Raw genomic sequence first — 15,076 nt, 5'->3', positions numbered from 1 at the left:
GGAGGAATGCAATGGAACGCGACCAGGCCAGCAAATTCATCAACGACCTGCTCAAACTGATGGTCAGCCGGGGCGGCAGCGACCTGTTCATCACGGCCGACTTTCCGCCGGCCATCAAGGTGGACGGCAAGGTCACCAAGGTCTCGCCCCAGCCGCTCACGCCCGTGCACACGCTGACGCTGGCGCGCTCCATCATGAGCGACAAGCAGGTGGCCGACTTCGAGCGCACCAAGGAGTGCAACTTCGCCATCGCCCCCGCGGGCATCGGCCGCTTTCGCGCCAACGCCTTCATCCAGCAGGGCCGCGTGGGCATGGTGCTGCGCACCATCCCGCTGACGCTGCCCACCATCGACGGCCTGGGCGTGCCGCAGGTGCTCAAGGAAATCGCCATGACCAAACGCGGCCTGTGCATCCTGGTGGGCGCAACGGGCTCGGGCAAGTCCACCACGCTGGCCGCCATGGTGGACTGGCGCAACGAGAACTCCTTCGGCCACATCGTCACCGTCGAGGATCCGATCGAATTCGTGCACCCGCACAAGAACTGCGTGGTCACGCAGCGCGAGGTGGGCCTGGACACCGACAGCTGGGAGGCGGCACTCAAGAACTCGCTGCGCCAGGCGCCCGACGTGATCCTGATGGGCGAGATCCGCGACCGCGAGACCATGGAGCACGCCGTGGCCTTCGCCGAGACCGGCCACCTGTGCCTGGCCACGCTGCACGCCAACAGCGCCAACCAGGCGCTGGACCGCATCGTCAACTTCTTCCCCGAGGAGCGGCGCGCCCAGCTGCTCATGGACCTGTCGCTGAACCTCAAGGCCATGGTCTCGCAGCGCCTGGTTCCCAAGCAGGACGGCAAGGGCCGCGCAGCGGCCGTCGAGGTCATGCTCAACACCCCGCTGATCGCGGACCTGATCTTCAAGGGCGAAGTCGCCGAAATCAAGGAGATCATGAAGAAGAGCCGCAACCTGGGCATGCAGACCTTCGACCAGTCGCTGTTCGACCTGTTCGAGGCCAACGTCATCGGCTACGAGGATGCCTTGCGCAACGCCGATTCGATCAACGATCTGCGCCTGCAGATCAAGCTCAGCAGCCAGCGCGCCAAGACCACCGACCTGGCCTCGGGCACCGAGCATTTCGCCATCGTCTGACGAACACGCCGCACCCACTTACCATACGCATGCCCGCCCGCCTCCCAAGGCGGGCGGGCCTTTTTCCTGATGGAGACCCAATGACCATGAACAGCATCAATCCCCGCGTCTACGAGCCGGCTCCCGCGCGCCGCGTGGCCTTCCTGGGCCTGGGCGTCATGGGCTATCCCATGGCGGGGCACCTGGCCCGCGCCGGCCACGAGGTGACGGTGTACAACCGGACCGCTACGAAATCAGAAGCTTGGTGCGCTGAATTCACGGGCGCTGACGGCACAAAACACGCAAAAACCCCGCGCGAGGCGGCCCAAGGCGCCGAGATCATCTTCTGCTGCGTGGGCAACGACGACGACCTGCGCTCCGTGACGCTGGGCGCCGATGGCGCCTTCGCCGGCATGCAGCCGGGCGCCATCTTCGTGGACCACACCACGGCATCGGCCGAGGTGGCGCGCGAACTCTACGGCGCCGCCCGCACGCTGGGCCTGCAATTCGTCGACGCGCCCGTCTCGGGCGGCCAGGCGGGTGCGCAGAACGGCCAGCTCACGGTGATGTGCGGCGGCGACCAGGCCGCCTTCGACGCCGTGCGACCCACGGGCATGGCATTCGCGCGCGCCTTCACGCGCATCGGCAACAGCGGCGCGGGGCAGCTGGCCAAGATGGTCAACCAGGTCTGCATCGCCGGCCTGGTGCAGGGCCTGTCCGAGGCCATTGCCTTCGGCATGCACGCGGGACTGGACATGCCCCTGGTGCTCGACGTGATCGGCAAGGGCGCGGCGCAAAGCTGGCAGATGGACAACCGTGGCAAGACCATGGCCCTAGGCCGCTTCGACTTCGGCTTTGCCGTGGACTGGATGCGCAAGGACCTGGGGCTCGTGCTCGACGAGGCCAAGCGCAACGGCGCGCGCCTGCCCGTCACGGCGCTGGTGGACCAGTTCTACGGCGACGTGCAGCGCGCGGGCGGCCAGCGCTGGGACACCTCCAGCCTGATCACGCGGCTGCTGCCCGCCAAGCCCTGAGTACGAGGCCCAGGGCCGGGGGTGTGGCTTACTTGGCCGGCTGCCCCGCAGCGGCGGGGTCCTGCGACACCGGCGCCGGCTTCGCGGCCATGCGGCTGAGCTCTTCCTCGCTGATGACCTCGAAGACGCGCACCACCTTGCTCACGCCGTCCACGCCGCGTGCGATCTCGGCCGAGCGCTTGGCCTCGCGCGGAGTGACGCGGCCCATCAGGTAGACCACGTTGCGCTCCGTCACCACCTTGAAGGCATTGGCCGACAGGTCCTTGGCATCGACCAGACTGGCGCGCACCTTGCCCGTGATGAAGGTGTCCTTGGAGCGCTGCGACAGCGAGGAGCTGGGCATCACGCCCAGGTCGTTGACCACCGAGCGCACGTTCTCCACGGCCAGCGCGATCTGCTCCGCCTTCTGGCTGTCGGCGGCCGAAGGCACCTCGCCGGTCAGCAGGACCTGCCGGTTGTAGCTGGTCACGTTCACGTGCGCGTTCTCGCTCAGGGCCTCGCGGATGCGGCTCGCGGTGCGCATCTCTATGCCCTCGTCCTCGACCTGCGTGCCCGTCGTGCGCCGGTCCACGGCCACCATCGCGCCCATCACGGCGCCTCCGCCGATCACCAGCGGCGCGCAGGCCGCCAAACTACCCACCAGCGTGGCTGCCGCCAGCAGGCTACCAAAGGTTCGCAACATGGGGACTTTCATGAAAGGATCTCCTGTTCTCCAAGTAACTGTGCATCCACGCCGTCGCACAGGCAATGCAGCACCAGGGCATGCACCTCGCGCACGCGCGCGGCCCGGTCGTGCGGCACGCAGATCTGCACGTCGGTCTCGCGCAGCAGCGTGGCCAGGGCGCCGCCATCGCGGCCGCAGAGGGCCACCACGGTCATGTCGCGCTCATGGGCCGCCTGCACGGCCTCCAGCAGTGCGGGCTCGCTGCCGCCCGTGGTGATGGCGAGCAGCAGGTCGCCGGCCTGTCCCAGCGCGCGCACCTGGCGTGCCAGCGCGGCGATGTCCGCGCCCGCGCCAGCCGCCGACGCTGCCGCCCACACCGCATCGGACACCAGCGCCAGGGCGGCCAGTTCGGGCCGCTCGCGCTCGAAGCCCATCACGCAGAAGGCGGCGAACTGCTGCGCCTGCGCGGCCGACGGACCGCTGCCGCAGGCGAGCACCTTGGCGCCATTGGTCACGCAGGCCAGGACGGCCTGCACGGCGGCGCCTATGGGTTGGCTGAGGGCTTGCGCCGCCTGGTATTTCAGGTCGGCGCCGTCGATGAAATGCTGTTGAATGCGTTGCTCGAGCATGGGCCGCGAATGATACCCGGCGGTTGCTGCATCCTTCGTAGCAAAGGGTAGGCAGAGCGGCTACTGCGCGTCGAAGGCAGCGCGCAGCCACTGCACCTGGCCGCCGTCGATCAGCACCGCATCGAAGCGGCAGGGCGGCTGCGCCGGCCAGCGCAGCAGGTAGTGCTGCGCCGCCAGCACGATGCGCCGCCGCTTGGCGGCGCCTATGCTGGCCGCCGCACCGCCGAAGCCGGCCGCGCCGCGGCTGCGCACCTCCACGAACACCAGCGTGCCGTCGCGCTCGCGCATGACGAGGTCAATCTCCCCGCCGCCGCGCCCCGGGGTCCGATAATTGCGCTCCACCAGCGCCAGCCCCGCCGCGGCCAGATGGGCCAGCGCCCGGTCTTCCGCCGCCTGGCCCAGCGAGCGCGTGGTGCGCCCGGGCGCATCGCCATTGATTTTCTTGCCGAGGAACCCCATTGAGCGCATCCTTTGCCTCCGCCCTGACCGCCGCGCGCGACGCCGCGGCCGCGCAGCATTATCCGCAGGGCACCCTGTACGTGTTGGCCACGCCCATCGGCAATCTTGCAGACATCACCCTGCGCGCCCTGCACGTGCTGCAGCTGGCGGACGCCATCGCCTGCGAAGACACGCGCCACACCCAGGCCCTGCTGCGCGCCTACGGCATCGACAAACCGACCGACCGCCTGCTGGCCGTGCACCAGCACAACGAGGCCCAGGCCGCGCAGGCCGTCGTCGAGCGCCTGCAGGCCGGCCAGCGCATCGCCTATGTGAGCGACGCCGGCACGCCCGGCGTGAGCGACCCCGGCGCGCGCCTGGTCGCCGCGGCGCAGGCCGCGGGCCTGCGCTGCATCCCCCTGCCCGGCGCCAGCAGCGTGACCAGCGCGCTGAGCGTGTGCGGCGCCATCGCCCACGCGCCCGATGGCGGCGGGTTCCTGTTCGCCGGATTCCTGCCGACCAAAGGCGCGGAGCGCGCCGCCGCCGTGCAGCGCCTGGCCGCCGAGCCGCGCTGCGTGGTGCTGCTGGAGGCGCCGCACCGCATACTCGACCTGGCACACGCCCTGGCCGCGCTGGGCGAGCGCCGCGTGACGCTGGCGCGCGAGCTCACCAAGCAGTTCGAAGAGGTCTCCACCCACGCGGCCAGCGGCCTGGGCGCCTGGCTGCAGGGCGCGCCGCAGCGCGTCAAGGGCGAATTCGTGGTACTGCTGCACCCCATACCCGTGCGGCAGGAGGACGGCGCCCAGGCCGGGCGGGTGCTGCGCCTGCTGCTGGCCGAACTGCCCGTCAAGACCGCCGTGAAGCTGGCCGCCGACATCACGGGCGCGCCGCGCAACGCGCTCTACGAGCAGGCGCTGCAGATCAAGCAAGGGGATTAGCCCTTGCGCGGCAGGCCGAAGGCCAGCGCCCCCAGCGCGCCCTGCGCCAGCCCGTAGACGCCATAGACCACGCCCACGCCCACGGCGGCGGACGCGGCCACGCCGAAGGGGGCCAGCGCGGCCACGGCGGCCGCCTCGCGCGTGCCCCAGCCGCCCACGCTCACCGGCAGCGCCGCCATCAGGAACACGGGCGCGATCGCCCAGGCCCACACGCTGGCCGGCAGCGCCACGCCCAGTGCCAGCCCGCCCCCCGCCAGCGCTGCGGCCGACAGCAGTTGCACCGCCGCCGATGCCCCGGCCTGCCAGACCAGTTGACGCGGGAAGTCGGGGCGCGTTGCGGCTTCACGCAGCGGCGCGAGCCAGCCGCCCGCAAACCGGCGGCTGCGCAGCAGCGCAGGCAGGCACCACGGCAGCGCCAGCCACAGCAGCGTGCCCCCAAGCATCAGCGCGATGAAAAGCCCCCTTGGCAACCGCAGCCAGGGCGCCAGCACGTCGGCACAGGCGGCAGCGCCCAGGCCGCCGATGGCGCACAGCATCCACAGGCCGCTCAGCCGGTCCAGCACCACCGACCAACTGGAGGCCGCCGTGTCCTGACCGGCACCACGCAGTACCACGGCGCGGTACACGTCGCCCCCCACCACGGCCCCCGGCAGCAACGCATTCAGGCCGATGGCCTGGAAGTACCAACGGCAGGCATCGCGCGTGCTCGCGTTGGCGCCTAGCCACCGCGCCAATGCCCGCCAGCGCAGCGCCGAGACGAGGTTGGAAGCGATGCCCGCCAGCAGGCCCGCCAGCAGCCACCCTGGCTGGGCCTGGCGCAGTTGGCCCCACACGCGGGCCGGATCGGCCAGCGCCACCACCGCGCCCAGCAGGGCCAGGCCCACCAGGCCGCGCAGCAGGGCCTTGAACGGACGTTTCACGCTATGTTATTGGTAGCTGCTTGCGCTTGCTGGTCGCGCGCTGCAGGCATATTTACTCTTGAATCCGGCACATATTCCTGCGCATGGAACTGCGGTGCCCCGCCGGCCTCGTGGTAGATGCGCATCAGCAGCTCGCCGATCAGGCCCGCCACTACCATCTGCACGCCCATCAGCACCAGCATGACGCCGGCAAGCAGCAGTGGCCGGCCGCCGATGTCCTCGCCCACCACTTTTTGCAGCAGCAGCCAGGCCAGGATCAGCACGCCCGGCGCAGCCAGCCACAGCCCCAGCCCGCCAAAGGCATGCAGCGGGCGCTGGCGGTAGCGCATGAAGAACACGATGAGGATCAGGTCCAGGATGACGCGGAAGGTGCGGTCGATGCCGTACTTGGACACGCCGCGCGTGCGCGCATGGTGGCGCACCGGCACTTCCGTGATACGCGCGCCCGCCTCCTTGGCCAGCGACGGGATGAAGCGGTGCAGCTCGCCGTAGAGGCGGATACGGTCGATGATGGGCCGGCGGTAGGCCTTGAGCGCGCAGCCGTAGTCGTGCAGGTGCACGCCCGTGGCGCTGGAGATCAGCCGGTTGGCGATGCGCGAGGGCAGCTTGCGCGACAGCTCCGCGTCCTGCCGGTCCTTGCGCCAGCCGCTGACCATGTCCACGCTGGAGTCGGTCTCCAGGCGCTCCAGCAGCAGCGGAATGTCGCCGGGTTCGTTCTGCAGGTCGGCATCCAGCGTCACCACATAGCGGCCGCGCACGCGATCGAAACCCGCCTGCAGGGCGCTCGACTGGCCGTAGTTGCGTGCCAGGAACACCGGGCGCAACCAGGGGCGCGTGGCCGCCAATTCACGCAGCGTGTCGGCGCTGCCGTCGCGCGAGCCGTCGTCCACCGCCAGCAATTCGAAGCTGAGCGGCTGCGCGGACATCGCCTGCGCGATGCGCTCCACGAGGTCGGGCAGGTTCTCGACCTCGTTGTAGATCGGCACCACGATGGAGACGTCGGGCGTTGGAGTAGGGGCGGTGTTCATCAAGGAAACAGTTGTAGCGGGATAATGGCTGCGATTGTGCCTCGCGCGCCCCGCGCGTTCGCGCCCGCCGGACGCACACAGTGCGCTACTTTCCCCTTGCCCCATGACCGCCTCCACCGCGCCCCGCGCGCTTTCGTCCCGCCTTCCCTGGACCCACCCGCTGTTCTGGTTCGCGGCCATCTCGCTGGCGCACGTGGCCATGCGCCTGCTCGCTTCGCCCGCGCTGAAGTGGGATGAGGCCGAGCAGATTCTGTGGACCCAGGAGCTGGCACTGGGCTACGGCCCGCAGCCGCCGCTGTACACCTGGCTGCAATGGGCGATGAACCAGGTGTTCGGCCCCAGCGTGCTGGCACTGTCGCTGCTCAAGCATGGGCTGCTGGCACTGACGTATTCGCTCATGTACCTGGCCGGGCGGGAACTGCTGGACGAGCGGGGGGCCTTCTGGGCGTCGGCGAGCATGGTGCTGATGCCCGCGCTGGGCTGGTATTCGGTCCGCGACCAGACCCATACCATCCTCGTCACGGCGATGGCCTGTGGCGCGTGGTGGCTGCTGCTGCGCATCGTGCGGCGCCCGCGGCCGCTGGACTTTGCCTTGCTGGGGCTGGTGTGCGGCTTCGGCATGCTGGCCAAGTACAGCTTCGCGCTGGTGGCGGGCGCCATGCTGCTGGCGGCACTGTCGGTACCCGAGGCGCGCCGCGCGCTGCTGTCGCGCGGCTGGTGGTGGGCGCCCCTGGTGGGCCTGCTGGTCGTGCTGCCGCATGCGGCATGGCTGCTGTCACACCTCACCGAGGCGACGTCCGGCACCATCAGCAAGATGAACATCCAGCCTGAAAACGGGCTGGTCAAGGGCCTGCTGAGGCTGCTGGAGGGTGTGGTCCCCAGCACGCTGCTGCTGTGGGCGCTGTTCGCGTTGTGGGCTTTCCGTTCGGCCTGGTGGCAGCGGCCGCTGGCGCCGGTGTCGCCGCCGATGCACCGCGTGTTCGTGCGCTACCTGGGCCTGGTGTTGCTGGCGCTGGCCGGCATGGTGGTGTTTGCAGGCGTGAGCAACTTCAAGGGCCGCTGGATACTTCCACTGCTGTGTATGGCACCCCTGGCCGCCTTCTCTGCGCGGCCCGAATTGCAACACCATCCCCGTGCACGGCGCTACACGATCGCCGTGGCCACGATGGCCGTCATCCTGCTGGTCGCTGCCGGCATACGCCCCTGGTTCAGCGGGCTGCGCGGCGAGGTGGATGAGCTGAACCACCCGTCCATCGAACTGGCGGACGCCCTGCGCGCCGCGGGCTATGACGGCACCAGCCCCATCGTCGCATCCGACCATATGCTGGCCGGCATGCTGCGGGTGCGCTTTCCCGACGCGTTGGTGGACGCCTGTGCGCCGGGCGAAGACGAGATCCCGACCTGCGTCGCGGACCATTTGCGCCGCAGCGTGCAGCGGGGGCAAGGCCTGCTGTTGATTTCACGCACCGACTACGTTCCGTCGAGCTGGTGGGATCAGGCCCAGGCCCGCATCGCGCCGCGTGCGCTGCAGTCCATCCACCTGCCCTTCCACATGGTGCGCGCGGGCACACCCCAGGCCCATTACGAATACATCTGGAGCCCACACGGCACACAACCATGAGCGTCACCCTGGTCACCGGCTGCGCCGGCTTCATCGGCATGCATTGCGCGCAGCGGCTGCTGGAGCGCGGCGAACGGGTGGTGGGCATCGATAACCTCAATGCCTACTATGACGTCGGCCTGAAGCACGCGCGCCTGGGCCGCTTGCACGGTCAGGGCGACTTCACTTTCGAGCAGATCGATGTCGCCGATCGCGACGCCATGCATGCGCTGTTTGCGCGGGTGCGTCCCCATCGGGTGTTGCATCTGGCGGCACAGGCCGGCGTGCGCTACTCCATCGACCAACCCGACGATTACACCGACTCCAATCTCCTGGGCTTCGGCAACATCCTGCAGGGCTGCCGCGCACAGCAAGTGGAGCACCTGGTGTTTGCCAGCAGCTCCAGCGTGTACGGAGGCAACGCGAAGTTGCCGTTCTCCGAGCGCGACGCGGTGGACCATCCCGTCAGCTACTACGCGGCGACCAAGAAGGCCAATGAGGTCATGGCGCATGCCTACGCGCACCTGTACGGCATTCCGACCACGGGCCTGCGCTTCTTCACCGTCTACGGCCCCTGGGGGCGGCCGGACATGGCGCTGTTCAAGTTCACGCGCGCCATGCTGGCGGGCGAGGCCATCGACGTCTACGGCCAGGGCCGGCTGGTGCGCGACTTCACCTACATCGACGACATCGTGGAGGGCGTGCTGCGCGTGCTGGACAAACCCGCCACACCCGATGCCGGCCACGACCCGCTGGCACCCAACCCCGGCACCAGCACGGCGCCCTACCGCATCTTCAACATCGGCAACAGCACCCCCACGCTGCTGATGGACTACATCACCGCGCTGGAAGCGGCCCTGGGCACCACGGCCATCAAGCGCATGCTGCCCATACAGCCCGGCGACATGCACAGCACGGCGGCCGACACGGCCGCGCTGGCCGCCTGGGTCGGCTTCACCCCCGCCACCCCCGTACGCGAAGGCGTGGCACGCTTTGTTCACTGGTACAGAGGGTTCTACGAGTCATGAAAGTCACGATCTTCGGCACGGGCTATGTCGGCCTGGTGCAGGGTGCGGTGCTGGCCGACGTCGGGCACGACGTCATGTGCGTGGACGTGGATGCCACCAAGGTGGCGGCGCTGCAGGCGGGCCGCATTCCCATCCATGAGCCCGGGCTGCAGCCCATGGTGCAGGCCAACCAGGCCGCGGGGCGCCTGCACTTCACCACCAATGCCGCCGAAGGCGTAGCCCATGGCGATCTGATCTTCCTGGCCGTAGGAACCCCGCCCGACGAGGACGGCAGCGCCGACCTGCAACACGTGCTGGCCGTGGCGCGCACCATCGCCAGGCACATGGCGGGGCCCAAGACCATCGTCAACAAATCCACCGTGCCGGTGGGCACCGCGGACAAGGTGGCCGCCACGGTGCGCTCGGCATTGGCCGAGCGCGGCGCCGCAATCGCGTTCGAGGTCGTCTCCAACCCCGAATTCCTCAAGGAAGGCGCGGCCGTGGCCGACTGCAAGCGGCCCGACCGCATCGTCATCGGCACCGCCAGCGCAACGGCCGAGCGCCAGCTGCGCGAGCTCTACTCACCGTTCAACCGCAACCACGACAGGATGGTGGTGATGGACGTGAGGAGCGCGGAACTCACCAAGTACGCCGCCAACGCCATGCTCGCGACCAAGATCAGTTTCATCAACGAAATCGCCAACCTAGTACAACATCCCTGAAATACATTTATGTATTTCAGGATTCAAGATAGGACGCCAGGAGAGTGGCGACGAGCTCGGCGGTCTGCTTCAGGTCGGCAGCGGGGGCCGGCAAAGGCTCCCAGCGGCCGGTGTGGCTGCGAAACGCTGCCGTGTACTTGTTGCGAGCGACCTCGCTCAAGCGTGCCACGGTATCGACGTCGTCGTCGCGGTGCATCTGGATCAGCAGGTGCTTGCCATAGGGACGCACATGGGCCGCGGTGCGGCCGGTGAATTCGGCGAGATGGCGCTGCAGCTCAGCGGCGCTTGCTTGGGCGAGGGGTGTGGGCATGGCGGGTGAACCTCCTGGGTTCGCCAGTTTGCAGCTCGAAGCCGGCGAACGTCCACTTGAACGGCTTGGGCGAGACGTTGCGCTGTGCGATGAAGGCCTCGGTGCGCTGGCGCAGATGCTGGGTGGAGGTATGGCTGGCGTGGCGCAGGACGCGGCGCGAGTAGATGCCGAACAGCAGTTCGATCTGGTTGACCCAACTGGCATGCAGCGGCGTGAAGTGAAAGACGAAGCGCTCACCGTGCCGGCTGTTGAAATCAGCCCACACCGCCTGCGCGCGGTGCGTGTTCAGGTTGTCCCAGATGACGTGCACGGTGCCCTGGGGATAGGCGCATGCCACCTCCTCCATGAAGGCCACCAGATCGTCCTGGGTGCGTCTGTCGGTGCAGCGGCCCAGCACCCGGCCGGAATGCACGTCCAGCGCGGCCGTCAGCGCCTGCGTGCCATGCCGGATGTACTCGAATTCGCGGCGGCGTGCGCGCCCAGGCTGCGGGGCGCGGTCGGCATGCTTGCGCTCGATCGCCTGGATGCCGGTCTTCTCGTCGATGCTCAGCACCACCGAACCCAAGGGCTGCTGGCGGTACAACTCACAGATGGCGTTGACCTTCTCGCGAAACTGCGGGTCAGGACTGTGCAGCCACTGCCGCACGCGGTGCGGGCGCACATCGCCGGCTTGCAAGATGCGCTGCAGGTGACTGCGGCTGATGTGCGGCACGACCCCGCGCTGCACGGCGCGCTCGCACAACTCATTCAGCGTCGGCGTGGCCCGGCCAAGACCTTCGGCCGGCTCGCACGCCAGGGCCAGCAGTTGCAGCCGCTGCGCGTCAGCGATGCGCCGCGGTCGCCCGGGACGCTGGACCTCACGCAGCCCCGCCATGCCTTGGCTCGCCACGCGGCTGCGCCACTTCGACACGCTGGGCAGCGACAGGCCCAGCGACGCAGCGATCGCCGCCGTCGTCAGACCCTCGTCGGCCATCAGCGCGATCTTGGCTCGCACGACGTCGCGCTGGGCTGCCGTGCTCTGGCGCACCAACGCTTCGAGCGCCTCGCGCTCCTTCTTTGACAGCTTGACAACTTGTGCTCGACGGCCTCGCCTCATGAGGCGTCGAGCTTACATCAAAAACCCCTTATAGAAAACATATTTACGGGATGTTGTACTAGCCGAGCGCCTGGGCGCCGACATCGAGTCCGTGCGCCGCGGCATCGGCAGCGACCCGCGCATCGGCTACAGCTTCATCTACCCCGGCGCAGGCTATGGCGGAAGCTGCTTTCCCAAGGACGTCAAGGCCCTGATACGCACGGCGCAGTCCACCGGCTTCACGCCTGAGGTGCTGCTGGCCGTGGACAAGCGCAACGATGCTCAGCGCGAGGTGCTGGGCAAGCGCATCGTCGCGCACTATGGCGGCAGCCTTCGGGGCAAGACCATCGCCGTCTGGGGCCTGGCCTTCAAGCCCGAGACCGACGACATGCGCGAGGCCCCCAGCCGCAACCTGCTGCAGGCCCTGTGGGCCGCCGGCGCCCAGGTCCGCGCGCACGACCCGGCCGCCATGGACGAGGCCCGCCGCATCTTCGGCGAGCGCGCCGACCTCGCCCTGTGCGCCAGCCCCGCCGAGACACTGCAAGGAGCCGACTGCCTGGCCATCGTCACCGAATGGAAGATCTTCCGCGTGCCCGACTTCGAACAACTGGCCCGGCTGCTCAAGGACCGCATGATCTTCGACGGCCGCAACCTGTACGAACCGGAGATCGTCGCGCGGCACGGGCTGGACTACTATTCCATCGGCCGGCCGACCGCGGCCGTGGCGGCCTGAGCCTTGCGGGGCTGCTATCGATTCGGCGCTTCCAGTATCGTCACCACGCACGCGGCTTCTTCCAGCCCATAGAAGCCGCCACCGTTTTCCGCAAGACCCAGCCGTGCTCCCTGCACTTGAGATGCGCCGGCTTCTCCACGCAATTGCACGACCAGATCTCGGACCTGGATTGCACCGGTCGCACCGATGGGATGGCCTTTCGAATGCAATCCGCCCGAGACGTTGATGGGCAGTCGTCCGCCAGGCTTTATCGCACCCGCTGTCGCATGGCAAGGGCTATGACCTGATCCTGCAGGCCTTCACAGGCATGGTGTCGATCATGGGCGAGCCAGGCAGCGGCCCCGTGCGCGCGCCCTACTCTCCCGTGGACCAGGGCACGGGCATGCACGCGCTGAGCGCAATCCTTGCAGCACTGCTGCACAAGCGAAACACTGGCGAAGGCTGCCGCATCGGCGTCTCGCTGTTCGACACAGGCATCGCTTTCCTGGGCTACATGATGCAGTCGTACTGGGAAAAAGGCGCGGAGCCCAAACGTTTTGGATGCGCGCACGAATCGCTGTGCCCATATCAGAACTTCATGGCCGCAGACAAGCCCATCCTCATCGGAGTCGCGAGCGAACCATTGTGGCAGCGCACACGCTCGCAAGCGGGCCCATACTCGACTACGAAAGTCCGAACTACGGAAAACTGCAATCCATCGACCAGCCCGTGAAGTTCAACCGGCCAGCGGACCGACGCTGGAAGCGCTACCCCAGGCATGCACAGCACACCGAGGAAATTCTTCGCGAGTTGGGTATGGATGATGATGCAATCACGGCGCTGGAGAAGGCGGGAGCCATATCGCGGACTGGCAAAGATTCAGAGCAACGTCAATCCTGACTCACGAAACAGGAGCGTTTACGAGCGCATCTGCGGCTGATGAGGCCGCGAGGAACGCTTGTGCTTTCTTAATGGCAAGGCCAAGCGATCGCCTGGAGGCCGGTTTGCACGGAATCGCTCCAGGAGGCGGTGAGTAAATGCAAGATGTGGAACGACGTGGAGTGTTCTGAGCGAAATTTCGGAGCGCCAGGCCCTTGTCGCACAAACAAAAACGCCTAGTCAGGAGGGACTAGGCGTAGAAGGTATGGTGGCTGGGACTCTATCGAAAGATCCGTTCTAGGCCGCAGCAACACTTGATGTACGGAACACCGAATTTTCATTTACCCCACAATTTACCCCCGTCACCGTATTTCATGGGGGTTATGTGCCGCTGACCGAATTGCGCTTGAAGGCGCTCAAGTCCAAACCTGAGCCGGGTAAGCACGGCGACCGCGACGGGCTATATGTTCGCGTTGATGCCAAGGGGGCCATGCGCTGGCAGTGGCGCATCCGTACCCCACGCGGCGAGAACATCGTGAGCTATGGCGTGTATCCCGAGGTGAGTCTAGCCGAGGCCCGCCAGCGTCACAGCGAGGCCCGCAGGCAAGTGCGCGATGGCGTCAACCCGAACGAAGCCAAGCGCGCCAAGAAAGAGGAAGTGGCCGCAAAGACGATCAACTCGTTTGAAGCTGTCACCCGCGAATGGTTTGCACACCGCAAGGATGAGTGGGCACCCAGCTACGGCGAAAAGATCATGCGCCGGATGGAGGTTGATGTGTTCCCCTATGTCGGCGGCAAGAGCATCTCGGAAATCACGCCCCCCGAGCTGCTGGAGGTGCTGCGGCGCATCGAGAAGCGTGGCGCCATCGAGACAGCCCACCGCGCCCTGGAAAACTGCGGGCAGGTGTTCCGCTACGGCGTGGCAACAGGCCGCATCCCCAGCGACCCATCCCGCGACCTCAAGGGAGCACTGCGCAAGCCCATGGTGAAGCACATGGCCGCCATCACCGATCCGGCAGACCTCGCCGCCCTGCTGCGCGCCATTGACGGCTATGCGGGCACGCATGTGGTGCGGTGCGCATTGAAGCTGGCTCCCATGCTGATGCTGCGCCCTGGTGAGCTGCGGATGGCCCGGTGGGAGGAGTTCGACCTGGACGCGGCAACTTGGACGATCCCGCCCGAGCGCATGAAGCGCCAGCGCGCCGGGAAGATGAACGGTGACCCGCACATGGTTCCCCTGCCCCGCCAGGCCGTGGAGGTGCTGCGCGACCTGCACCCGCTGACCGGCCCCACTGGGTTGGTGTTCCGCGGTGAGCGGGATCATGAGCGCCCCATGTCGGAGAACACCGTCAACGCATCGCTACGCCGCATGGGCTACGACACGCAAACGCAGGTGACTGGCCACGGGTTCCGCGCCACCGCTCGCACGATCTTGGATGAGCATATGGGCTACGACCGCGCCGTCATCGAGGCGCAACTGGCCCACAGCGTGGCCGACAGCCTTGGCCGCGCCTACAACAGGACGGAGTTTTTGAAGCAGCGCCGGGAGATGCTGCAAGCCTGGGCAGACTATCTCGAAGGGCTCCGGGCCAGCGGAATGGCTAGGTGAAATACCGGCAAGCCGCACGCCGGTTCATGTGCGGCAAGGCGACAGCCAGGGCGAAGGAGCCGCCGAGGCTGTCTGACCATCATCAAAAGGATCTTTGAAAATGGCTACTGGGACTGTAAATCACATTGACCGCGAAATGGCTGTATCGGAAGCAGCCGCCTTGGGTGACTTGGTGGATTGGGTAACCAAAGCCAAGGACTTGATTGATGAAATCCTCATGTGCGCGCAGCCATCATCGAAATTGCATGAATTGTTAAAGCTACACAACATCGCCTACGGCAATGCCAATTGGCTGGAGACTGAAGCCGCCCAGGGGCTCGCCTATGTGCTCCAGCGACAGAACATGCTTATCAAGTCGCTGGCCTAATCCATTCGCCAGCCCTA

General features: G+C 67.4%; 15 protein-coding genes and 3 pseudogenes. 10 read left to right on the top strand and 8 right to left on the bottom strand.

The annotated features are described in order from the left end of the window. The first annotated feature begins 11 nt into the window (after positions 1-11). Entirely contained in the window at positions 12-1,148 is a 1,137-nt protein-coding gene (locus ALIDE2_RS02240) for a PilT/PilU family type 4a pilus ATPase (RefSeq protein WP_013517390.1), read from the top strand. Between the two features lie 80 nt (positions 1,149-1,228). Next, positions 1,229-2,161, top strand: coding sequence for an NAD(P)-dependent oxidoreductase (locus tag ALIDE2_RS02235; RefSeq protein WP_013721281.1), 933 nt, complete (start codon positions 1,229-1,231; stop codon positions 2,159-2,161). Between the two features lie 28 nt (positions 2,162-2,189). Here ALIDE2_RS02235 and ALIDE2_RS02230 read toward each other — a convergent pair whose 3' ends face one another. The 3 genes from ALIDE2_RS02230 to ALIDE2_RS02220 are packed head-to-tail and all read right to left on the bottom strand — an operon-like array spanning position 2,190 to position 3,913. Continuing rightward, entirely contained in the window at positions 2,190-2,855 is a 666-nt protein-coding gene (locus ALIDE2_RS02230; protein WP_013517388.1) for a BON domain-containing protein, read from the bottom strand. Beyond that, entirely contained in the window at positions 2,852-3,454 is a 603-nt protein-coding gene (locus ALIDE2_RS02225; RefSeq protein ID WP_013517387.1) for an SIS domain-containing protein, read from the bottom strand. Before ALIDE2_RS02225 ends, ALIDE2_RS02230 begins: the two co-directional genes overlap by 4 nt. 60 nt (positions 3,455-3,514) lie before the next feature. Next, positions 3,515-3,913, bottom strand: a complete 399-nt coding sequence (locus tag ALIDE2_RS02220) for a YraN family protein (protein WP_013721280.1) — start codon at positions 3,911-3,913, stop codon at positions 3,515-3,517. On the opposite strand from ALIDE2_RS02220, the gene rsmI reads away from it, so the two are divergent. Further along, positions 3,913-4,830: a 16S rRNA (cytidine(1402)-2'-O)-methyltransferase gene (gene rsmI, locus ALIDE2_RS02215; protein WP_041700574.1), complete on the top strand. Its 918-nt coding sequence runs from the start codon at positions 3,913-3,915 to the stop codon at positions 4,828-4,830. The genes ALIDE2_RS02220 and rsmI overlap by 1 nt on opposite strands. Here rsmI and ALIDE2_RS02210 read toward each other — a convergent pair. Further along, positions 4,827-5,750, bottom strand: a complete 924-nt coding sequence (locus ALIDE2_RS02210; RefSeq protein ID WP_013721278.1) for a lysylphosphatidylglycerol synthase transmembrane domain-containing protein — start codon at positions 5,748-5,750, stop codon at positions 4,827-4,829. The two genes, rsmI and ALIDE2_RS02210, sit on opposite strands and share 4 nt — an antisense overlap. Further along, a complete protein-coding gene (locus tag ALIDE2_RS02205) occupies positions 5,747-6,778 on the bottom strand; it encodes a glycosyltransferase family 2 protein (protein WP_013721277.1) in 1,032 nt (343 codons plus the stop codon). The genes ALIDE2_RS02210 and ALIDE2_RS02205 overlap by 4 nt, the downstream gene beginning before the upstream one ends. Positions 6,779-6,881: 103 nt before the next feature. On the opposite strand from ALIDE2_RS02205, the gene ALIDE2_RS02200 reads away from it, so the two are divergent. The 3 genes and pseudogenes from ALIDE2_RS02200 to ALIDE2_RS02190 all read left to right on the top strand — a co-directional run. After that, complete coding sequence (locus ALIDE2_RS02200) at positions 6,882-8,399, top strand: ArnT family glycosyltransferase (RefSeq protein ID WP_013721276.1); 1,518 nt, start codon at positions 6,882-6,884, stop codon at positions 8,397-8,399. Beyond that, a complete protein-coding gene (locus ALIDE2_RS02195) occupies positions 8,396-9,406 on the top strand; it encodes an NAD-dependent epimerase (protein ID WP_013721275.1) in 1,011 nt (336 codons plus the stop codon). The genes ALIDE2_RS02200 and ALIDE2_RS02195 overlap by 4 nt, the downstream gene beginning before the upstream one ends. Next, positions 9,403-10,098, top strand: a pseudogene (locus ALIDE2_RS02190) (UDP-glucose dehydrogenase family protein); the annotation flags it as partial. The gene ALIDE2_RS02195 and the pseudogene ALIDE2_RS02190, both read left to right, overlap by 4 nt. A 25-nt stretch (positions 10,099-10,123) precedes the next feature. Here ALIDE2_RS02190 and ALIDE2_RS02185 read toward each other — a convergent pair. Together ALIDE2_RS02185 and ALIDE2_RS02180 are read right to left on the bottom strand one after the other, a co-directional pair. Next, on the bottom strand, positions 10,124-10,417 hold the full coding sequence (locus tag ALIDE2_RS02185) for a hypothetical protein (RefSeq protein ID WP_013721274.1): 294 nt from the start codon (positions 10,415-10,417) through the stop codon (positions 10,124-10,126). Further along, positions 10,383-11,513, bottom strand: coding sequence for an IS630 family transposase (locus ALIDE2_RS02180; RefSeq protein ID WP_013721273.1), 1,131 nt, complete (start codon positions 11,511-11,513; stop codon positions 10,383-10,385). Before ALIDE2_RS02180 ends, ALIDE2_RS02185 begins: the two co-directional genes overlap by 35 nt. 58 nt (positions 11,514-11,571) lie before the next feature. Between ALIDE2_RS02180 and ALIDE2_RS02175 the strand changes: the two are divergent. After that, positions 11,572-12,225 (top strand): annotated as a pseudogene (locus ALIDE2_RS02175) (UDP binding domain-containing protein); the annotation flags it as partial. A 14-nt stretch (positions 12,226-12,239) separates the two neighbouring features. On the opposite strand, the pseudogene ALIDE2_RS24180 reads toward ALIDE2_RS02175, so the two are convergent. Continuing rightward, positions 12,240-12,485: pseudogene (locus ALIDE2_RS24180) on the bottom strand (thiolase C-terminal domain-containing protein); the annotation flags it as partial. A 47-nt stretch (positions 12,486-12,532) separates the two neighbouring features. Between ALIDE2_RS24180 and ALIDE2_RS02170 the strand changes: the two are divergent. The 3 genes from ALIDE2_RS02170 (at position 12,533) to ALIDE2_RS02160 (ending at position 15,059) form a co-directional block, all read left to right on the top strand. Further along, positions 12,533-12,937: a CoA transferase gene (locus ALIDE2_RS02170; protein ID WP_049791315.1), complete on the top strand. Its 405-nt coding sequence runs from the start codon at positions 12,533-12,535 to the stop codon at positions 12,935-12,937. Between the two features lie 531 nt (positions 12,938-13,468). Then, complete coding sequence (locus ALIDE2_RS02165; RefSeq protein ID WP_013721272.1) at positions 13,469-14,692, top strand: tyrosine-type recombinase/integrase; 1,224 nt, start codon at positions 13,469-13,471, stop codon at positions 14,690-14,692. A gap of 100 nt (positions 14,693-14,792) precedes the next feature. Then, positions 14,793-15,059 (top strand): hypothetical protein, encoded by a 267-nt coding sequence (locus tag ALIDE2_RS02160; RefSeq protein ID WP_013721271.1) that lies wholly within the window; start codon positions 14,793-14,795, stop codon positions 15,057-15,059. Positions 15,060-15,076: the final 17 nt, after the last annotated feature.

It is taken from the genome of Alicycliphilus denitrificans K601 (genome assembly GCF_000204645.1).
Lineage (GTDB): Bacteria > Pseudomonadota > Gammaproteobacteria > Burkholderiales > Burkholderiaceae_C > Alicycliphilus > Alicycliphilus denitrificans.
The sequence above is the reverse complement of the archived record's forward strand: the minus strand, read 5'-3'. Positions and strand labels throughout refer to the sequence as shown.